The organism is Hylemonella sp. GW821-FHT12C09, from assembly GCF_058807395.1.
The window spans coordinates 246,357-266,478 of the sequence record NZ_JBXAQQ010000006.1; the positions used below are offsets into that span (position 1 = coordinate 246,357).

18 protein-coding genes and 2 pseudogenes are annotated in these 20,122 nt (G+C 59.9%); 13 read left to right on the forward strand and 7 right to left on the reverse strand.

Annotated elements, in window-relative coordinates; translation table 11 throughout:
• The 11 genes and pseudogenes from AC1RRP_RS12170 to tcmP form a co-directional block, all read left to right on the forward strand.
• Positions 1 to 729 (forward strand): annotated as a pseudogene (locus AC1RRP_RS12170) (hypothetical protein); the annotation flags it as partial.
• A gap of 10 nt (positions 730 to 739) precedes the next feature.
• Positions 740 to 1,360: a hypothetical protein gene (locus tag AC1RRP_RS12175; protein ID WP_493036510.1), complete on the forward strand. Its 621-nt coding sequence runs from the start codon at positions 740 to 742 to the stop codon at positions 1,358 to 1,360.
• An 11-nt stretch (positions 1,361 to 1,371) separates the two neighbouring features.
• Positions 1,372 to 1,950, forward strand: a complete 579-nt coding sequence (locus tag AC1RRP_RS12180; RefSeq protein ID WP_493036511.1) for a hypothetical protein — start codon at positions 1,372 to 1,374, stop codon at positions 1,948 to 1,950.
• Positions 1,950 to 2,510 (forward strand): hypothetical protein, encoded by a 561-nt coding sequence (locus AC1RRP_RS12185; RefSeq protein ID WP_493036513.1) that lies wholly within the window; start codon positions 1,950 to 1,952, stop codon positions 2,508 to 2,510. Before AC1RRP_RS12180 ends, AC1RRP_RS12185 begins: the two co-directional genes overlap by 1 nt.
• Positions 2,507 to 4,780, forward strand: a complete 2,274-nt coding sequence (locus tag AC1RRP_RS12190) for a secretin GspD/PilQ domain-containing protein (RefSeq protein ID WP_493036515.1) — start codon at positions 2,507 to 2,509, stop codon at positions 4,778 to 4,780. Before AC1RRP_RS12185 ends, AC1RRP_RS12190 begins: the two co-directional genes overlap by 4 nt.
• 6 nt (positions 4,781 to 4,786) lie before the next feature.
• Complete coding sequence (locus tag AC1RRP_RS12195; protein ID WP_493036517.1) at positions 4,787 to 5,305, forward strand: type II secretion system protein; 519 nt, start codon at positions 4,787 to 4,789, stop codon at positions 5,303 to 5,305.
• On the forward strand, positions 5,305 to 5,682 hold the full coding sequence (locus AC1RRP_RS12200; protein WP_493036519.1) for a type II secretion system protein: 378 nt from the start codon (positions 5,305 to 5,307) through the stop codon (positions 5,680 to 5,682). Before AC1RRP_RS12195 ends, AC1RRP_RS12200 begins: the two co-directional genes overlap by 1 nt.
• A gap of 178 nt (positions 5,683 to 5,860) precedes the next feature.
• Positions 5,861 to 6,244, forward strand: coding sequence for a hypothetical protein (locus AC1RRP_RS12205; protein WP_493036521.1), 384 nt, complete (start codon positions 5,861 to 5,863; stop codon positions 6,242 to 6,244).
• A gap of 12 nt (positions 6,245 to 6,256) precedes the next feature.
• Positions 6,257 to 6,973 carry a hypothetical protein gene (locus tag AC1RRP_RS12210; RefSeq protein WP_493036523.1) on the forward strand — a complete coding sequence of 239 codons (717 nt, stop codon included), beginning with the start codon at positions 6,257 to 6,259 and terminating at the stop codon, positions 6,971 to 6,973.
• 66 nt (positions 6,974 to 7,039) lie between these two features.
• A pseudogene (locus AC1RRP_RS12215) lies at positions 7,040 to 7,296 on the forward strand (IS21 family transposase); the annotation flags it as partial.
• Positions 7,297 to 7,464: 168 nt separating this feature from the next.
• Entirely contained in the window at positions 7,465 to 8,667 is a 1,203-nt protein-coding gene (gene tcmP / locus AC1RRP_RS12220; RefSeq protein WP_493036525.1) for a three-Cys-motif partner protein TcmP, read from the forward strand.
• 3 nt (positions 8,668 to 8,670) lie between these two features.
• Here the strand turns inward: tcmP and AC1RRP_RS12225 are convergent, their stop codons facing one another.
• From AC1RRP_RS12225 to AC1RRP_RS12240, 4 genes are all read right to left on the reverse strand, one after another.
• Positions 8,671 to 9,960 carry a three-Cys-motif partner protein TcmP gene (locus AC1RRP_RS12225; protein WP_493036527.1) on the reverse strand — a complete coding sequence of 430 codons (1,290 nt, stop codon included), beginning with the start codon at positions 9,958 to 9,960 and terminating at the stop codon, positions 8,671 to 8,673.
• A 74-nt stretch (positions 9,961 to 10,034) separates the two neighbouring features.
• Positions 10,035 to 10,784 carry a DUF5131 family protein gene (locus tag AC1RRP_RS12230; protein WP_493036529.1) on the reverse strand — a complete coding sequence of 250 codons (750 nt, stop codon included), beginning with the start codon at positions 10,782 to 10,784 and terminating at the stop codon, positions 10,035 to 10,037.
• Positions 10,781 to 11,404 (reverse strand): LexA family protein, encoded by a 624-nt coding sequence (locus tag AC1RRP_RS12235; RefSeq protein ID WP_493036531.1) that lies wholly within the window; start codon positions 11,402 to 11,404, stop codon positions 10,781 to 10,783. The genes AC1RRP_RS12230 and AC1RRP_RS12235 overlap by 4 nt, the downstream gene beginning before the upstream one ends.
• A gap of 89 nt (positions 11,405 to 11,493) precedes the next feature.
• Entirely contained in the window at positions 11,494 to 11,871 is a 378-nt protein-coding gene (locus tag AC1RRP_RS12240) for a hypothetical protein (protein ID WP_493036533.1), read from the reverse strand.
• A 286-nt stretch (positions 11,872 to 12,157) separates the two neighbouring features.
• Between AC1RRP_RS12240 and AC1RRP_RS12245 the strand changes: the two genes are divergently transcribed.
• Together AC1RRP_RS12245 and AC1RRP_RS12250 are read left to right on the forward strand one after the other, a co-directional pair.
• The gene (locus AC1RRP_RS12245; protein ID WP_493036535.1) at positions 12,158 to 16,117 is read left to right on the forward strand and encodes an nSTAND3 domain-containing NTPase; all 3,960 of its coding nucleotides are present in this window, start codon (positions 12,158 to 12,160) and stop codon (positions 16,115 to 16,117) included.
• Between the two features lie 61 nt (positions 16,118 to 16,178).
• Entirely contained in the window at positions 16,179 to 16,904 is a 726-nt protein-coding gene (locus AC1RRP_RS12250; protein ID WP_493036537.1) for a hypothetical protein, read from the forward strand.
• Positions 16,905 to 17,077: 173 nt separating this feature from the next.
• Here AC1RRP_RS12250 and AC1RRP_RS12255 read toward each other — a convergent pair whose 3' ends face one another.
• The 3 genes from AC1RRP_RS12255 to AC1RRP_RS12265 all read right to left on the reverse strand — a co-directional run bounded on the left by AC1RRP_RS12255 (position 17,078) and on the right by AC1RRP_RS12265 (position 19,779).
• Positions 17,078 to 17,758: a helix-turn-helix transcriptional regulator gene (locus AC1RRP_RS12255; protein ID WP_493036539.1), complete on the reverse strand. Its 681-nt coding sequence runs from the start codon at positions 17,756 to 17,758 to the stop codon at positions 17,078 to 17,080.
• 81 nt (positions 17,759 to 17,839) lie between these two features.
• Positions 17,840 to 19,162, reverse strand: coding sequence for a type II toxin-antitoxin system HipA family toxin (locus AC1RRP_RS12260; RefSeq protein WP_493036541.1), 1,323 nt, complete (start codon positions 19,160 to 19,162; stop codon positions 17,840 to 17,842).
• Positions 19,159 to 19,779, reverse strand: a complete 621-nt coding sequence (locus AC1RRP_RS12265) for a helix-turn-helix transcriptional regulator (protein WP_493036543.1) — start codon at positions 19,777 to 19,779, stop codon at positions 19,159 to 19,161. The genes AC1RRP_RS12260 and AC1RRP_RS12265 overlap by 4 nt, the downstream gene beginning before the upstream one ends.
• Between the last annotated feature and the right edge of the window lie 343 nt (positions 19,780 to 20,122).

The following is a 20,122-nucleotide window of genomic DNA, read 5'->3' on the forward strand; positions in this document are numbered from 1 at the left end:
GTGGATGGGCCGACTGCGTTGCGGGACTGGGTGTCGAATCAGGCGCCTGACGTCGATGGAACGCGGCAACCCGTGCAGGTGTGTCTGGCACCGAGCCTCGCCCAGCACTGGGTGCAGAGTGTGCCGACCCAGACGACTTCCCTGTCCGAGCTGCATGCGGTGGCGGCAGCCCGGGCTCAGCAGCTCTGGGGGCCGGCCCCGGGCGGCTGGATGGTGACGGGCGATTGGCAGCCCGAGGGCTCTTTTTTGTGCACCGCCGTGCCGGCGGCTTGGGAACTGGTGTGGGCGGCGATGCGGGAGCGCTGGGGGGGGGTAGCGTTTCACACTCCTTTGCTGCTGGCGCAGCAGCAGGGGCAGACGCAGTGGCCGCAGACCGGTTGGCTGGCCGTGGCGGTGGCGCAGCGCCTGTATGTGCAGCGGCGTGTGGCCGGGCGGATGGCGTCTTTGCGCAGTGTGCGCTGGCCGGAAGCCAGTACCCTAGAAACCTTACAAGCTCAGGCTGTGCAGGAAGGGCGGCGCGAGATGCTGCGTGCGGACAGCGGGCAGGAAGACTTGCATTGGCTGGCCCTGTGCGAGGGCGGGGAGCAGGCTGTGGCAGATGCGACTTTGAAGGCGCTGCCCTGGCGCTCTGCGGGTGCGATGCCCGTTGTTCCGCTGGACGCGCCTGAGGCTGCGCAGGCCGCCTGGTGCGCACGGCAGTGGGTGGAGGGCGACCGGCATGCGGCCTGAGCCCTCTGATATGTCATTCAGCTGGGAGACCGCGCCGCGCTGGACGGTGTGGGGCCGGCAGAGCGGGCCGCGTGTGCGCGCGGCCGCCCTGGTTGTGGGCGGTGTTGCGCTGCTTGGCTTGGCTTGGGGTGCGTGGAGCAGCTGGCGGCAGATGCAGGACCTCGAAGCCGTGCAGGCGCAAGTGCAGGCTTTGCGCGCAGCACCCGCGAAACCGATGGCGCCGCGCGTATCCGCCACGGTGCGTCGTGATGGCGGGCTGGTGCTGGGGCAGGCCTTGAGCACGGATCAGCGGCAGGGATTGCGGGCGGTGGCCCGCCAGCTCAACATTCCCTGGCAGGAGTTGTTCGAGCAACTGGAGCGTTCGACGCCGCCGCAGGTGGCCCTGGTCAGCGTGGAGCCGGACGGTCAGCGTGGCACGGTGCGCTTGCAGGCGGAAGCCAAGTCGCTCGACACACTGCTGCAATATGCCGCTGCCTTGCAGGGCCAGGGCGTGTTGGGCCGCCTGAACTACAACAAGCATGAGACCAACGGTCAGGATGCCAACCGTCCCATGCGCCTGACCTTCGAACTGGTGTTGTTGCCCTCTCGGCAGGCCGTCATGGCGGCAGTCCCACCAGAGGGCGCGCGATGAATCCAGGTTGGATGAAAACAGGGTACTGGCGGCTGCGGCTGGAGATTCTGCTGTGGCGTCATGGCTTGGTCTGGCTGGGCGTGCTGGTTTTGTTGATGGCGAGCCTGGCGCTCTGGCTGGTGCTGCTGCCGGGCGGAGCACAGCAACTGGCGCAGGCTCGGGCGGAATTGCAAGGCGTGCAGTCGGGGCAGGCTGTGCGCCTGGTGAGTCCGTCGGAACTGGCCGGGCAAGAGGATGTGGCGCTGGTGACTGCGCTGGATCGTGTGGCGTTGTCCGAGCAGGAGGTCAGCGAGGTGCTGCGACGCCTGGGGCGAATTGCACAGAGCAAAGGCCTGTCGCTGACAGAGACGGATTTCCAGGTGACGGGCGAAGGATTGGGTGGACTGCGGCGCTTGCAGCTGACCTTCCCGCTGCGCGCTGCGTATCCCCAGGCGCGGCAGTTCGTGGAGGCCGTGCTGCTGGAGTTTCCCGGTGTGAGCGTCGACCAGATGCTGCTCAAACGTGATTCGGTGGGGCAGCGGCAGGGCGAGATACGCCTGCGTCTGTCGATCTGGACCAATCCGGCCAAGTCCGGGCGGGGGAGCACCTGATGGCGATCCCAGGGAAAAACAAGCGCTGGTGGATACTGGGGCCGCTGCTCGTGGGTGCGTTTGGGCTGGCGGTGTTTGGCGACAAGACGCCTGCCGATGGTGCCGCGGCCGTGGTGGTACCGCGTGTGCAGTCTGCACCGCAGACCGTGCCCTCTGGACAAGCGCTAGCCGGGGTGGCTGTATCAGCCCCTGTGGCTCCCGTGCCTGATGCGCAGGTGTTGGTGCCGCGTGATCAGCTGGTGAAATCCGGCGAGCGTGCGCCGGTGCTGGATTTGTTCAGCCAGCGCAGCTGGACGCCCCCTGCACCCAAAATCAAGCCGGTGGTGTTGCCCGCGCCTGTGCCGACGGCGCCACCTCTGCCTTTTGTCTATGTGGGCAAGAAACAGGAAGGCGGCCACTGGGAGGTGTATCTCGGGCAAGGCGAAAAGACCTTCGTCGTGCGTGAAGGCCAAATGCTAGAGGGCCAGTACCGCGTGGATTCGATCAAGCCGCCACAGATGGAGCTTGTGTATTTGCCGCTGGGCCAGTCCCAGAACCTGTCGATTGGAGAAGTACGATGAGATGGAGAGGGGACAGGCGCATCCAGCGGGGCCTGCAAGGCTTGTTGATCGCTTTGGCATTGACAGCTTGTGCCAGTGACCGCGCCTACCGAGAAGGGCAGGACCTGGCGCGCGAAGGCAAGACCGAGGAGGCGCTGGCGCGTTTCGAAGATGCGAGCCGGCAGAATGCGGATTCGGCCAAGTTCCGCATTGCCGTCTTGCAGACGCGCGAAGCGCTGGTGTTGGGCGCACTTGCGGCAGGACGCAAGGCGCTCGATGAGGAGCGTTATGACGATGCACGTGCGGCGTACCAGCGTGCCATGAGCTGGCAGCAGGGAAGTCCGCGGGCACAGGAAGGGCTCAATGCCATTGCCGCGGCCCAGCGTCACGCCAAGTGGATGAGTTCGGCCCAGCATGCCCTGGACCGCAAGGACGACAAGGTGGCAGAGAACTGGCTGCGCATGGTGCTGAGCGAGGCCCCGCAGCACCGCAAGGCTCGGGCTTTGTTGCAGGAGCTGGAGGAGACCGGGCAGAAGAAGTCAGGCACCGTGCTGCTGGCCGAGGCATATCGCAAGCCCATCACGATTGAGTTCAAGGACGCACCGTTGAAGCAGGTGTTCGAGGTGATTTCGCGGACCTCGGGGCTGAACTTCCTGTTCGACAAGGATGTGCGCTCGGACCAGAAGACCTCCATCTTCCTGAAGAACTCGACCATCGAGGCCGCTGTGAACCTGACCTTGTTGACGAACCAGCTGGAGCAGCGGGTGCTCGATGCGAACACGGTGCTGATCTATCCCAATACGCAGGCCAAGCAGAAGGACTACCAGTCCCTGACGGTGAAAGCCTTCTATCTGGGGAATGCAGAAGCCAAGGTGGTGGCGAGTACGCTCAAGACCATCCTCAAGTCACGCGATGTGGTGGTGGACGAGAAACTTAATCTGCTGATCCTGCGGGACACGCCAGAGGCGATCCGCATGGCGGCCAGGCTGGTGGCTATGCACGACGTGGCCGAGTCCGAGGTGATGCTGGAGGTGGAGATCCTGGAAGTCAAGCGCACGCGGCTGCTGGATCTGGGCATACGCTGGCCGGATCAGCTCAGCCTGAGCCCGCTGGCGGCATCGTCGGGCGCCTTGTCGGTGGCGGATTTGCGTGGCCTGAACGCTGAAACCCTGGGGGCCACCATCGGGCCGACCACCATCAACGCCAAGAAAGTAGATACAGACACCAACATTCTGGCCAATCCGCGCATCCGCGTGCGCAACCGCGAGAAAGCCAAGATCCTGATCGGTGAGCGGGTGCCCAACATCACGTCCACCTCGACGGCCACCGGATTTGTGGCGGAATCGGTGAACTACGTGGACGTGGGCCTGAAGCTGGATGTGGAGCCCACGATTTCCATCGAGGGCGAGGTGGCCATCAAGATCGCGCTGGAGGTGAGCAGTGTGACCAGTCAGATACAGACCAAATCGGGTTCGCTGGCCTACCAGATTGGAACGCGGACGGCACAGACCATCCTGCGCCTGAAGGACGGTGAGAACCAGGTGCTGGCTGGTTTGATCAACAACGAGGACCGCCAGACGGCTAACAAGGTACCAGGCTTGGGTGAAATACCGGTGCTGGGACGTTTGTTCGGGGAGCAGCGCGACGACACCGCCAAGACCGAGATTGTCCTGTCCATCACTCCACGTATTTTGCGCAACCTGACCAAGCCCGGTACGTCCAATATGGAGTTCGAGTCGGGGACCGAGAGCAGTCTCAGCGGTTTCAGCTGGGGTAGCCCGGATGCGGCGACGAAAGCTGCGGAGGGGGCGGCCAAGTCGGCGAATGGAGCGGCAGCGTCGTCAGGGAATGGCGAGGCCAATGGGACGCAGGCTGCGACGTCGCTAGCCTGGCAGGGCCCGGACAAGGTGAAGGTGGGCGATGTGTTTGCGGTGCAGTTGACGATGCAGTCCAGCCAACCCGTGATGAGCCTGCCCCTGGCGGTCGGATTCGACGCGCGCAGCATGCAAGTGGTGTCCGTGACCGAGGGAGATTTCCTCAAACAGGGCGGGGCACAGACGAATTTCACCAGCCGCGTTGATCCGAGCGGCCAGATCGTGCTGACGGTGACGCGTTCCGGTGACTCGGGAGCTACTGGCAGCGGCGTGGTTGCGACGGTGAATCTTCGGGCAACTGCGGCCGCCAGCGCCGATGCGCGTGTCCAGCTGTTGACCGCGGCGCCTGTCGCACAGGGTGGCAAGGCCGTGAGTGCTCCCTTGCCATCGCCGCTGGTGATTGGCGTTGCCCCCTGAAGGCGTATGCGTTGCCCGTGTGAATTACTGACGCAAGATGGCAGCCGACTGCTGCGGCGGGAACAAGGGTTCACGCTGGTGGAGTTGCTCGTGACCTTGGCCATTCTGGCGGTGCTGGCGAGTCTGGTGGTACCGGTGGCGCAAATCCAGGTGCAACGTGGCAAGGAACAGCAGCTGCGGGCGGGCCTGATCGAGATTCGTTCGGCCATCGATGCCTATAAGAAGGCGGGTGACGAAGGGCGGGTGCCGCGCGAAGCCGGTACGACGGGGTATCCCAAGTCCTTGGGAGTTCTTGTTGAAGGGGTGAACGACCAGCGAGACCCGAAGCGCGGTAAGTTGTACTTTCTGCGGCGCATTCCTCGGGATCCATTTTTTGAAGACCCGAATATCGAAGACGCCCAGACTTGGGGTAAGCGCTCTTATGCAAGCGAACCGACAGACCCGGCGGAAGGGGACGATGTATACGACGTCCATAGCCTCTCGACGCTGACGGGTCTGAACGGTGTGGCTTTGAGGCGCTGGTGATGACGATGTGCAGAAGAGGATTCACCCTGATCGAGTTGTTGGTGGTTCTGGCCATCGTGGCGGTGCTGCTGACCTTGGTGGTCCCGCGGTATGCGGATCGGATTGATGTGGCCAAGGAAACCGTCCTCCGTGACAACTTGCGCGGTGTGCGGGATGTCATTGACAAGTTCTACGGTGACCGGGGACGTTTCCCGGAAAGCCTTGAGGAATTGGTGGAGAAGAACTACCTGAAGAAGCTACCAGTCGATCCACTGACCGACTCCGAGGTCACGTGGCAGATCGTGGAAGTGCCCAGTGGCCACAAGGGGCGGGTCTACGACATCCGGAGCGGAGCTCCCGGGAACGGGCGCAACGGACGGCCTTATGCGGAGTGGTAGCGCTCTGCGGTCTCGGTGCGGTCGGCCGTGGGGGCGTGGCTTTGCCTATGTGTTGCTCCTCCTGGGCGTGGCTGTGTTGGCTTTGGGGGCTTCGGCGGTCTTGCAGCTGAGTGCTCAGTCGGGGCGCCGGCAAGCTGAGCAATCACTGCTATTCGTTGGGAGCGAGTTTGAACGGGCCTTGTACAGCTATGCGGGTGTTCCCGTGGCGGCCACCGTCGGTACTCAGGCTGGGGCGTTGCTTGCGCGCGGCCCTCGCACCCTGGAAGAGCTGCTGAAGGACCCGCGGGTACCGGGCGTGCGGCGGCATTTGCGCCAACTGTACGCGGACCCGATGACCGGAAAGTTGGAATGGGGAGTGGTGCGCGATCCTGCAGGATTCATCATCGGGGTATACAGCCTGGCCGATGGGCAGCCAATCAAACAACTGAGGTTCGACACAAGGCATGCTCATTTCGAGGAAGCGCCCGGCTATGCCAAATGGGTATTTGGCCTGCCGATGGCGCAGCTGCAGACTTTGCAAAAGGCTGGAGTTCCGGCGACGCCTGCCGTGACCAAGCAATAAAGGGAGAGGAAGATGAGACGCTTGAGCTGGAAGCAGTGGGTGCTGGCGAGTCTGGCACTGGTGTTTGCATGGGAAGCCTGGGCCCAGCCTGCATGCGAGCGATACGAGCTGCTGATGCCGAAGCGGGGGAGCCAGATCACGGATCGGCATCCTGAATTGCACTGGAACGGTGACGTGAATTCCAGTTACCGGCTCCAGGTTGCAGTGATCTTGCCCGAAGGGCGGGTGTTGGAGTCTGTCGATACCGTAGTGGCAGGTACGAAGTGGCAACTGGGCGCTCCGGTTTCCGTCGTGACAGCCGTTTTCAAGGTGCTGGTGAGCCGAAATTGTCCTGCGCTGTCCATCCAGGACCTGAATGCACAGGGGCCCTATTTCATTGTTCAGTCTACGGATCAGTGCGCGCTGAAGTCACGATCCGTGGGGCAAAAAGGGAAGGCGTTGGAATGGACTTCACCTAGCAACGCAGACAAGTTTGTTGTCCAGATTTTCTCAGTGACCCAAGCCACTGATGGGACTGTATTGACGCGACGAGTAAACAGCTACGAGGTCGCAGGGGCATCTTGGACATTTCCTGAGGAGCTCAACACAGAAATACAGCGGGGGACGCAAACAATGTCCTCATGGATAGCTTCGGTACAAGCTCGATGTGGGGCGTTGACGAGTCTGCCACAGGCGGTCAAGCTGAATGCTGTTGAATTCCGCCGAAATCTGTCGCACTTAGGACAGTGATCTCTATCCAAATTTGACCCACGTAGGCCCTGCCCTGCTAGTTTTAAAAGCAGGGGGAATTTAGGAGTGATAGACGTGGCGACATTGAATGTCATCAGACGTTGGGCGCTGCGAGAAGATGTCCATCCGCGAGATCTCCAGGCGTACAGGCCTGGCTCGCAACACAGTGAAGAAGTACCTGTGGTCGGATGAGACCGAGCCGACGCACACAAAGCGGATCAGCCCAAGCAAGCTCGATCCCTATGCCAAGAAGCCAGGTCGCCAGGCTAGGAATCGAGACAACAAAATCGCGGAAACAGCGGCGCAATCTCAAGCAGATCTACACAAAAGGCGCTTTTCAAGTTTCGGTGAGATGAGAGACGTGTTTAGTTGGGCTATGGCGACGCTTGACTCACTTGTTTGGATTGACTGATTCGAGACGTGCAAATATGCTCCGCAACTACGGATCACATGAAGTACCTGCGTTGCAGCGTACATCCCAGGGAGAACGCATGACAAGAAGCACGGTAACGGTGCCTGCAATCTACGATGGCCGCGAGCAGGCCTGGATCAAGCATCAACTGCTTGAGAGCTACCTAGAAAAACTACTGCTGATCATAGGCATGTCCGCCCGCGCAGAGGGAAAGGTCGAGATCTGCTACGTAGACTGCTTTGCCGGCCCCTGGGGGGACGACTCGGAGAAGATGGAGGGTACCTCCATTGCCATTTCCATGCGCACCATGGCCATGTGCAAGCAGAAGCTTGCCAAGCTTGGGGTCGACGCCACCATGCGGGCGCTGTACGTAGAACTTGATAAGCAGGCATTTGGGCGGCTGTCTGGCTACCTTCAGAGGGCAACGCCAGCCGGCGTTGAGGCCGAATGCAAAGAAGGTGACTTCCTTGCCCTGCGGCAAGACATCCTCAAGTGGTGTGGAAGCACAGCATTCGCTTTCTTCTTCATCGACCCCAAAGGCTGGAAGACGGTCGGCGTCCCCAACCTGCGCACGCTCCTCGCTCGGCCGCGGTCGGAATTTCTGATCAACTTCATGTACGACTTCATCAACCGCACTGCATCGATGCGCGAATGGCAGCATGAAATCGCGGAATTCCTGGATCAGCCGATTGAAGTTCTTCAGGACTTGGAGGGGGCATCCCCCCAGATTAGAGAAGCCGCGCTACTCAGCACTTACCGCGAAGGCCTCAAGAACGCCCTACCACCTCAGCGGGCCAAGTATGGTCCGAGAACGGCCTATGCGCGCGTCATGGACAAAGACAGAGAACGCGCTAAATACCATCTGGTTTACCTTACCACCCATCCCGTTGGCATTATCGAGTTCATGCAAATATCGCAGGATGTCGAGCTGATCCAGAAGCGCGTTCGCGTCGCCAAGAAAGTCGAAATCCGGCAACAGCAGAGTGGGATCGAAGACCTGTTCGCCGAGACGTACGATGATCTAGTCGACGCCGATGAGCAAGCCAGTCCAGACATTGTGGATCAGTTCTGGCTCAAGTATTTGTCGGCAAATCCCAAAGTAGTGGACGAAGGCGCATTCGCCGACATCTTGGAACAGCAGGGATGGACACCCAGTGATCTACAGGCGTCCTTGGCCCGCTTAATCAAAGTGGGCAAGGTCAGTAACGTCAATGCGACCAGCCTTCGGCCAAAGCGCCCCCTGCACTACGAGAAGAAGGAACAGCTCGTTCTGACGCGCTGAGCATCAGTTGAAGGAGATCAGCGACTTCTGCTTGACCTGAAGCTGATCGCCCGGTTTGATGGAGTTCCCCTTGGTGCGAGTCTTGCCATCCGGTGACATCACCAACAGCTCGCGGCACCGGATGGCTTCGTCAAGCGATTCCTTGATCATGCCAGCTGTCGCCGGTGTCAGGCTTCCAATCGACTCTGTCAGTTGCCGGAACTCAATAGGGTCACTTCGCCCGAAGAGTAGAGGAACGAGCTTTTCGCCCAAGCCTCTTTTACATTTGTCGGCGGCGATGGCATCGAAATGGTGGGACTCGCCCAGCTCAATATCGTTCTGCTGAGTCACGGCTCCGTCGCTCCCAGCACGGTAGCCCAGGGTAAACAGGTCCGGCTCCAAGTAGTGCGAGAAGTGGTTAGCCATCTCCCAGTGCAACTCCATCATGACGTCGCGCGCCTTGTAGTTCTTGGACAGGTGAACCAGCCAGTACGTCCAAGATGAGTTGCCCATGGGCGTGATGTAGAAGATGGTGGAATGGGTGGCGCCGCTGCTTTCGATCAGCCCTTTAGCTAGATTGCGCTGGATGGCGGAGCGCCAGACCGCCGGTGGCGCGCCTCTCAGCGATTCGAGAGTTGCCCAGTCAATTTGAGCGTCCAGACCAAGCTCTTCCATCTTCTTGCGGCTTTGAGAGTTGTCCGCCAGGAAAGAGATCAGCGAATCCACACCAAAGGTTAGGATCACCTCGGGCTTGTCCACCTCGGTGAAGATTTTCTTGATCAGCGGGACTGGCACCTTGTCGTAAGAGTACTGGTCCAGCAGGAAAATCGCGCGTCCACCGCCTTGGCGCTTGATGATGTCCTGATTGATCTTGTGAACGTGGGCATCAAAGGCACCTTGGACCGAGATGATGTCCTTCCCCAGTCGTACATCGCCATATTTCGTGGTCAGCAGCGCGTTCAGATAAGCGTGTGTGGCTCGGTGCCGCTCGACGAAGTAGTACTTGGCATCCACCTTACGAGGCTTTGCTCGACCGATGTTGAGCAAAGCCTCTTGCTCGGTGACGGTGTCCACCACGATCTGCGGGGATCCCGGACTGTAGCCCTGACCGTCGGGTGCGACGTACTCACCACCGCCAGCAAAGCCGTCCACGATGGACAACACCAATCTTTCAATGTTGTAGTTGCTCATCAGCACCTTAATATAGCGCCCCAGGTATTCTTGGACGATTTGGTGCTTGACCAGACTGTGATGGTCCAACTTTGGTGGCGCGTTGCCGATCTGCCAGTTGTACTTCTCTCCGTGCTTTGTCATTTGGCTGCAGCAGAGTCTAGGAAGCTCCTATGCTAGTACAACTGGCACTGTATTCCAGACGGGGCGCGGCAGTGTCAAGCCAGCGCCATCATCTGCGCCGGCATCTGGTCCCAAACCCGGCCGTTCAGCAAACGTCCATTGGCAGACTTGGCTCGACGCTTGCCGTCGGCTCCCCAGCCACCCCACTGTTTGAAGAAGAAGGCGACACCCTGCTCCTCACACTGCTCGCGCACAGAATCGGCCCATTCAGGCTTCATGGGCCTGGCCTTCGGCCCGGATTCGCCGCCGACGATTACCCAATGGATATCGGTCAGGTCCAATTCGCCCACATCCTCCAATAACGGCTCTACAGAGAGAAAGCGGATGTGCGCCGGCACCTTGCGAAGGTGATCAATACGCAGCACGCCGTGCTTCTTGTTCTCCACGGACACGCCCAGCCAAGCGTTCCTTGGGACCTCCCGGTTCTTGAAGAAGCGCGCCATGCGCGCTGCACGCTTAGTCAGGATCTGGTAGGTGTGGCGTGGCGTCTTGTGAATGACGTCAAAGACTTTTTCGATGTACTCATCGGTAATCCGGTCATGGAACAAGTCGGACATCGAATTGACGAAGTACGTGGTCGGCTTGTTGCGCAATATCGGATCGTTCAGCCGCTGCGGCAGCATGGTGAGTTGGAAGCCGTTTTCGTAGCCCGGCGTGCCCATTGCCTGCAGTCGGTGCGCCATGCTCTCGGCGTAGCAATTCTTGCAGCCCGCAGAAATCTTGGTGCACCCGACGGTGGGGTTCCAAGTCTGCTCGGTCCATTCGATCTTGCTGGTAGTGGTCATAAGGTCTTCCCTCCTTGTGCTTTGGTGGGCCAGTGGCTACGCGCCAGGCCGCGGAAAATTCCGTAGATCTCCATATTCGACTGAGGCCGGATTGGCTTGTATTCTGGGTTGTGAGGCATCAACACCGGCCACTTGCCCTCGTACCGCAGTTCCTTGAGCGTATAAGCGCCATCAACGACCGCCACCACGATCTGCCCTTCCTGGGCCTGCTTCGTGCGTTCAATGATGGCTAGATCGCCATCCAAAATGCCGGCATCCCGCATCGAGTCTCCCCGGACTTTCAGCAGCACTGTCTTCGACGGACGCTTGACCAGAAAGCTCTCCAGCGTCATCACGTCCGACCACGACTGAGGCTCGACTGCGTCCGGCATGCCGGCTCGCACACTTGCATCCATCACCGGCAACGAAAAGAAACGCTCCGTCGGTAGCACCTTCCCGCCGGGACCCTTGCGCAAGATTCCAGCAGCACACAGGCGGTCACGCAGCTTCAAGGCCGCGTTAGCCGAGCTGAACCCCAGAACTTCAGCCATCCGGGCCAGCGAACTAGGCATTGCACGGTCAGCCATGTACTGATCGCGCAGCTTCAAGAGGTGTTCATGGTCGGCGTTGGCTTTGCCCATGGGCGTATTTTGGTGTATGAACATACACCTTGCAAGTTTTCTGCACTTATCCATGCGCGAATAAAGTGTTGCGCAACGGCTGTCCAGCGTCATGGAGCACACCTATGGCTCGCCTGCACGATAGCCGGGCCTACTGATTCGATCAGCTTGGCCAGGATTTCGGCGGTGCTCTCCCGACCGTCCCAGACCTTGTCCAACGCTTGGCGAATCCGGGCATTGTCGAGCCCAGAACATGCCGCGTCGCCTATGCGAATATTTGTATCAATATCTGCATAATCAAGGAGCAGCCTCATTTTGGGCGTCACGGTCTTGGTGCGTGAAGCCAGGAATCGCTGGACCGTCGATTGATTGACACCTTGCTCAATAGCAAATGATGTGGGTGTAGAGCCGACCCTTTTTAGATAGGCCTGCAGCTCCTTCCGGATTCGAGGTAGATTCGCCTGCGGCGGCTTGGCTATTCTTGGCATATATGCACATTATTGTGCATATATGCGCGCTGTCAAGAATGGGGTTCCAAGGCCATGAGTGGTGGGGCGGCGCAGCTGCCCTATTCACCACCGCACCGCGAGGCACGGCTCGTGTCAGAACCTCTTGTCTACGCCCACCCCTGGAGCGCAAGAGCATGCCTCCCAGCTCCCGGGCGGCAAGTGCGCTGAGTGAAGGACCAGCCACCGACATGGTCCAATTCCCATGCAGTATTCGGCGGAAAATGTCGACAGCGTTCGGACGGGTGAAAGGTGAGGTAAGAACAAAATGGCAAACGAGGCAGACGGGTGTGGCGGATCTGGAAGCCACTCAATTGCGGGCTACGAATACCAGATCGATGTCTCTGTTTGGCTCGCCCTTGACTTAGTGCTGGCAAACCGGCTCACTCTAGAGTTGGTTCTTGAGCCCGTTTCAGAGGAAGACGTCGAGGCTGATCTTGCCGACGTCGAGCCTGGCCGCTTGACGAGTACGGCGGCCTTGGACGGTTATCGCCTCGTTGTGCAGGCTAAGCTTCGCGGCGGAGACGCCTGGACGGTGGCTGGTGTGAAGGCGTTGCTAAAGCATGGCGTCGCCCGACCATCAGCCGCGAAGCGGCTCGAAGACAAAAATATCCGCTACTTGCTCGTCACCTCAGCCAGCCTGAACGGAGGTACGCGGGGATTGCTTGTCCGCCGGGCGGGGAGCTGGCCCAAGGCGGCCGACATGCCAGCAACGATCAAGAGCGCGCTCCCGGTGGGCTCAGCGGCGCGGGTTGCGATCATCGGCAACGAAGATAAGGAGCGGATCACCACCGATATCAAGACCCTCCTAACCGAGAGTTTTCGCGTCCCGAATGCCAAGCTGGACGAGTGCCGCCAAGCGTTGCGCGAGGCAGCGCGGGTTCGGATCGGTGGAGCAGGCGGTGGCTGCTGGACGCGTGCGCAGTTGGAGCAGGTCATCCGCCGTCACGATGGCTACATCGCTAGCTCACCGGGGCTCGATCATTACGTCGCCCCTACCAATTGGGGCGAGTTGCGCGCGGCGATGACCGATCGGCACGCAGCTCTGATCATCGGTCAGTCTGGGACGGGAAAGACAATGGCGACGCGTAAGCTCTATGACGAGCTGCGCAAGGAGATACCTGGCCTAGCTCGCGTACCAATCACGCTCGGGCCCGAACAGCTCCGCGACGATACAACGCCGCCACCGGTGCTCTATGACATCGAAGACCCGTGGGGCCGCTACGACTTCGACCCCAAGAGCCGCCCTTGGAACGATCAGCTTGCACAGTTCTTTGCCAAAGCTCGTCCCGATCGAATGATCGTGGCGACTTCGCGCCTGGACGTGGCCCAGAGCGCGGGAGCGCTCGATACGGTGAAGCCGTGGCGCATTGGGCTGGAGGCTGAGCACTATGGCGGCATCGAGCGTCGACGTTTGTACCGGACACGAATCGAAGCGCTGCCCCGAAAGCTCCAGGCGTTAGCGAAGGATAGTGAAGGATCGGCGCTGGCGAGCCTAGCCACCCCGCTGGAAATCCAGAAGTTTTTTGACGCCCTGCCGACACTCGACGACAAGGAGAGGCGAAATTCCGCAGGATTCGTCGCTGAGGCTATACGGCGGGCGCACCAGGACTCGATCGAACGGACAGTGGTCGATCAGATCGAGGAGCGTAAGGATATTCGCGCGGCCACCGTCCTCTGGGGTCTGCTCAAGGCCAATGACAAGCTCTCGCTCAGGCTACTGCGGCAGATCGAAGAGGATTTCGCCGAGCAAGGGGCCCCTTATGAAAAAGGTGTTTCCCCGCTCGTCACCTTCTTCGTCGCGGCTCGAAATCTGCGTCAGGTTGAAAGTACAGTGACCTACTACCATCCGCGGGTCGAGGCTGGCATTGAGCAAGCGCTGAATCGAGACCGTCTGCTCGCACGGCGAACGCTCCGCCTCTTGATCGACATCCTGATATCGCCGATCGGGCCAGGAGAAGCCTGGGGTGTTGCCGCATCTGCGAGGTTACTTCTTGCCCTTGATCGAACACCAAAGCTGAAGCCTGAGCCGTCGACCACGGCGCAAACGAAGATAGATGCATGGCTAGCCGCTGAGTTAGCCAAGGGCGGGAAGGAGTTCGAGGGGAACCTCAACCTTGCCGAAGCGGCAGGTTCAGCGAACAGCAATGTTTCTGAAGTGGCACGGTTCCTCCTGCACCGGCCGGATCGTAGCTTTGCGGGAATGCGCCTGTGGGGCCCCGCGGAGCATGACGAGGCGTGGTACGCACGAATGCGGGCCGACCCGAAGGTCAGGTCGGTCGTGGAGACTTTCATCCGAGATGTGCTACCGCACGCCCGTGATGATTTCGGAACTGGCTTCGTCGCGGAGGCCGAGCGCATCGCGCCCGGACTCACAACGGCGTTCCTGGCTGCCGCGGCGACAGCGGTGCACTACGGTCTTACAAACACCCATGACGCAATCGCCGAAGGCGCACTTAACGACCTCTCAGCGTTCGAGGCGATCGTCGATGCTGCAATCGCGGTGCGCACCCTCAGCGAGGCCGATCGCCAGCGCGCTGCGGATATCCATCTAGCGATTGTCAACGGCGAGTACAGCGAGGATTATGCCCAGCACCTTGCCGACGATGACGATGGTTGGACCGCAGGCGAGTTTCTGGAGGCCTATGTCAAGCGAGTGCGGGGGACGGTCGGTTGGCAGCACTTGGTCGAGCATCGGCATAGGGGTCGGCTGCTCTCCTACTGGCTCCGCGAGCTGGCGAAGGACGAGGCCCCGAATATAGAAGAACTTTCCAGTGCCTTTGCGATTGGACTCGGGACGGATGACGAAGACGATCTTTGGTATGTCCTGGGCAAGACGTGGGATTCCGCGTTCGAGCAGGCGCTGGTGAACCGCATCCTAGAGAGCCATCCTGCGCCCAGAGTGCGTGTCGCGGCGTTGACGTGTCTTGCCGAGCGGGCCACAGAGCGGCTACCAAGGATTTGCCATGAACTCGCGGCGCGGGGAGAGGACGGCCGACTGGTCGAAATTGCGATCGAAATTGGAGAAATGCGCTGCAAGCGATCTACCTTTGACGGCGATCGCCACGGTGAAGCGGCAAATCGGGCGGCAGAGCATCTACCAGCTCAGCTTAAAGAGATCAGCGATGCAGTTTTCGCGTTGGAAGCGGGGGCATCGCCGATTCTCACGGACGACGCGCATGAGCTGCTTACCCGCGTCATCCCGCCAAGTGAAGAAGTTCGTCTCTTTCGCGTCAGCCTGGACAAGCACCTACCTATATTCGTGCCTGACGATGTGCAGTGGTTACTCGCCAATACCGAGGATGCGAGCAACGCTGCAGAAGCGATCAATTTCGCGATACGTCATGGGATGACGGCTGAGGTTGAGGCGGGGCTCGCTCACCGATTCGCCGACGTAGTCGCACGATCGCTCACGGCGATAGCGGTGCAGAAGGTGCCCCCCCTACCTAACTCTCTGCTCGCCCTCGCTCGACATAAGGGTAGTCCGGTGCGTCGGGCCCTGGTTGAATTGCTCGATGCCAAATCGCATTCCGATCACCTTCCCGCGTTGCTTCTTCTGGCCAAGGACGAGTGGTCGCCTCGTTCTTCATATTATGGGGAAGACGACAACTATCCTATCGCGCAGTCCGCCATTGAGGCGATCGCGAAGCTCGGCGCAATCGAGGACCGGGTGGCCGAAGAGTTGTACCGGCTGGCCATCGACACACGCGACCCAGATGTTCGGTATAACATCTTTGTTCTTCTCATCGGTGCGGCCGATCCTCGCTTCCAAAGTGAGCTTTTCGAGCTTGCCGTGAGCCCGGGACGCCGAAAAATTCGGCTGGCGGCTTCGGGGGCGCTGATGGCTGGCCACGAGCATGTAGTGTCCGAAATCCTCGGACGAATCACACCGCAGTTGCTGGGGACGCGAATTGAGAGCGTCGCCTCAAGACTGCTGCTGCTCGTTGCACTACAGGGCGAAATTGGCGACGTTTTGAAGGCTGCCGAGGCGCTTTCCACGAGCGAGACGCGCCGCGTCCTATTGCTCCTTGCGATCTGGGTGATTCGCGATCGCGATATATCGGCAGCCGAGCAGATCGCCAGGATGCTGCCAACAAACCACGCCGGGGTGAGGTGGGCGCTGGCAGGTGCTGAGGGCAAGCTCGACGATACGGCTCTGGACGATTTGGGAGATTCCATCAACGTTGAGCAGGTCTTCCTGTTCATGCGACCGAAGAAGAAGCGCTGAACTGTGGCTCAGTCATACAAACCCATACCCTTGAACTCTCGTTGACTTTCACCGTTGAGGCATGCACGATGCTGACTACAGTCAACTCGGCAAACGCCTGAGAGAAACAATGGACGTCTATCAGGATCAGAGCGAAGGCTTCAAGAAAGCTCGTGTACATCCATATGTCTCTTCAAGACCCGGCGGGGCGAGTTTTGTTGATTTCAAGCGCCATCCGGAGCGGATAGCCGAGGTATTAGAAGATTTTGTCGTCTTTGGGCATGAAGCGGCGATTCAAACCTTTTACCAATTCCTTGCCTGGATCAACGGGCCTGATTCGTTGCTGGAAAGCTGCGATTGTGCGCTACGTGGACCTGGGCCGCATGACTCCAAATACTCGGAGCACTTATTGTGCGTTCACGGGCGACTGATGGTGATGCATCGTGACTTGTCAGCAAATTGCGATGACCGGTTCAACCTTCTCTACAACACATTGGGCAGGGAGCTGAGTTTTATTGATCAAGAACTCAATCGGAGCCAAGGCACCGTCGGATTCGCCGGCAGCCGCGCTCTGTACAAGGACCTGATTCCCGTACATCAACGCAAGGACGGCAACATCGTCTCGCGTTTCGGGGACCCCGGCCGAGGGCATCAGGTCTTGCTTCTTTTCAAAGCCTTCGGCGACGACCAAAACGAGGCCTTCAAAAACTTAGATCGGGTTTTTAAGAACATCGAAATGGCCTGTCGGCGGGCCTCGGAAAAGCTGCAAGCTACTAAGATGGTGCCGACTGAACGCGAGGGCGTGTAATACGGGCAGCAAGCATAGCCCTATAACACCCTGGTGGCACGATTATGCTTCCCGTCGCGGAACAGTTATGGTTCCGGCGACAGGAGTCCCGGATGCGCCAGGGTGCCGACTTATAGCTGCACGCAAGGCCCGCTTCCTGAACTATCTTTCTGGCCGGGAGCCGCCACCGGCCGTTAAATGTCTCTAATAAGAGCGTGTTTGCCAAGCGTGACACCCTTCTTGAGATCCCTCACTTGCGCAAGCACATGCAGCCTGATGGCCTCCGGGAGCACTGTGACCAGAGGCGAAGCCTGCCGTAGTTGTTGGGCCCGCTGGCTCGATCTCAGGATCTTGCGCCACGATTGATATTTCAGGATTTGCTCCCATTCCTGCCAAAGGGGGGCAGAGCGTGAGTTGGGTCTGGTAGTGAGCCAGCGGCTCAGAATCTTGTTGGCCCTGTCGAGCAGAACCGGATCTTGTTGAACTACGCGCACTGCCTGACGGTGCAAGGCGAGGCTCTGTAGGTCCTGTAGTTGGTGACGAGTCTCATCCGCAGAGATGACGACTTGAGCAGTGGATCTAGCACGTCGTGATCGCACGGTGTCAGAACCTGCCTGCCTAGGCAGACGTCCGTCAACGGCGACAAATGCCAGTTCTCCACTCAAGTTCAGAACGGCCATGACGCGAAGATATGACCCCATGGACGAACTCGGGTCACCTGACTCCACAGCCCTGAGGGTCATACGAGAGATGCCGGCCCGCTTGGCCATCTCGATTGTGCTCAGGCCTTGAGCTTTGCGTTGCAGTTGGAGACGGTTGCCCAGTTGCAGAAGCACTTGGCAGTCCAAGACGGAGAGCGAGTCAGGCGCGATCATTTGTCTACCATAATAGACAAAGTGTCCTCATTTGTGCGAAGGCTGATCGCCAACCGTTCGGCGGGTTGATCAGCCGCCGGCCTATCGTGCCAAAGCCACTTTGCCAGCCAGCCGATCTGAGATCTCTTCCACCATGGACGGCGGGGCCGCGTAGTCTTCCAGCGTTTTCGGCCAGGTCGCTTTGGCCAGGTCCACCAAGTCGCGACAGTGGCGGATCAGGCTCGACGGCCGAGAAAAGCCGCCTCGCTCGATGAGCTGCGTCATCTCATCCCAGCCAAACCTGGACACGATCTCGTCGACGGCGCGGTTGTGCCCGTAAGACTTGGGCGAGCCCTTGAAGTAGCTCGACACGCTCACCGGGTCGTACAAAGGTGCAAGTGTCGGGGTGATGCCGTCCTCGTAAAGCAGAGCCCAGTTCTTGAGGTGCGCGTCGGTGTTGCCCATCAGGATGAACGCCACCATGCGCCCCAGGAACTCCTTCACATCCTGGGCCGGGCGTGCGGACTGTTCATTGAGCACGCGCAGCATCTGGCCGTAGTCCTGCAGTAGTTCGTGGCCGTATTTCTGACTCGGGGTAAGGCCCATGGCCTGTGCAAATTCCTCCATGTGCACACGCCGCCCGTCAATGCGGTCAAAACGCTGCACCGCCAGGATGAACTCGAATGGCACCTGCTCTGGCAAGGCCGCTTCCTCGCGCGTGATCAGGTTGGCTCTGGCGCAATTGAGTCCCAGGCCTGCACACAGTGCGTAGCCGGCGTACTCGTTGAGGGTCATGTCCGGGTGCACGGAGTTGGGCAGTTTGAGGATGTGGCTGCCGGCGTGGCCATGTCGGCGAACGACGTAGCGGCGCCCATCGTGTACCGCAGAGAACTTGGTTACTACCCCCGGGATGGCCGAGCCATCTTCGACAGGAGTTTCCACAAAGCCGGGCTCGAGCACATCCAGGCCCAGCGCCGTGTGCCAGTGCCGCACGGCGGTCGGGATGTCCTCGCCTGTGGGCATGGGCTCCACTTCCAGCGCGCCCATGAGGTCGTGGCCGGCCGCGGCCAGCAGCTCGAACTCATTGTCGACGCTGCAGCCGCGTTGATCGGCAAGGCGGGTGCGGTTGTGCCCTTCGGGCAGTAGATTCTCGAAATAGCTTGGCCAGCGGCCTGAGGTTGTGACCACCCGTACATCATTCTTCGCCGAGAGGATGTCTCTGGTCTGCGCGTCGTTCGAGCCGCGATAGTTCAAGGACAGGGTCAGGCGCTGCGGGTCGTTGATGTAGTCCGCATCGAAGGACACCCGCATGATGTCACCGTAGCTGGAGAGGTAGCCGATGGGCATGCGCGCGCCTTCGGGCGCATACAGGTACATGCGCAGGTAGCGTATCGTGCCCGGCGCATTCGCGCGGACAGCACTCATTTCTTGCCGCCCTTGGGAGGCGAGAGACCTTGCAGGCGGGCCAGGGCTGCAGCAGAGATGCCCGGGCCCTTGCCCTTGTTTACTTCTTGGGCTGCGGGGAGGCTGAAGGCGTCAACTGGAAGATCCATGCGCTCCACGAAATGAGATGTCAGGTCTTGCTGGGCCACACTTCTGGCCGACCAAACGGCTGCTGGCTGAGGGGTGCGCACCCCCGCGTTGCGGGCCGAGAGCTGCCGGGCGAGGCTTCTGGCGGAATGCACGTTCTCCAGCTCATTGCTGGTTTCTTGCGTGAGCCTGTGTGTCGCCTGGCTGATGGCCAAGGCCTGGGTCACGACGGAGTCGGGTGCACCGACGCCACTGGGCTGAGCCAGCACACGTCCTCCCGACTGGATGAAAGCTTGGACCTCGCCGGCCAGGACCTTGGGCACCAGGAGCAGCTCCAGCCCTAGCGCACGTGCCAGCTCGTGGACCGTGGCCAGCTTGGGGTCAAAGCCGGACTCCACGCGCCCGACCGTGACACGGCTGGTGCCGGCCTTCAGGGCCAGTTCTTCCTGGGTCAAGCCCTGCGCCTTGCGGGCTGACTCGAGAGTGTCGATGATGCTAAGCCTATTTCTCATTCAGAGACCTTTGATAAGCCTAATTATCATGGCTCGTCGAGATAAATCAAGTAAATGTATATTACAAGATTCATAATCTGCTAAATATAAAAGGAATTTGTCATTATGGGGCTACTTGGAGCATTCAGAACTGGGTTCGAGAGGTTCAAGGCACGCGGGCTGAAGTGTGGGGCCGAAAGGGCCTCCGCGCCTCAGGTTAGGCTGGAACCCGATGCTCGAACCTAGCAGTGATTCAGCAAGGAGTTCATGCTTTGGGCACGTAAGGGCGCTGTGAAGCGCTTTTACCTAGCCGGAACTACTCTGGCCGGTACAGCAAATTAATGTTTATTCCAGTAATTTGATG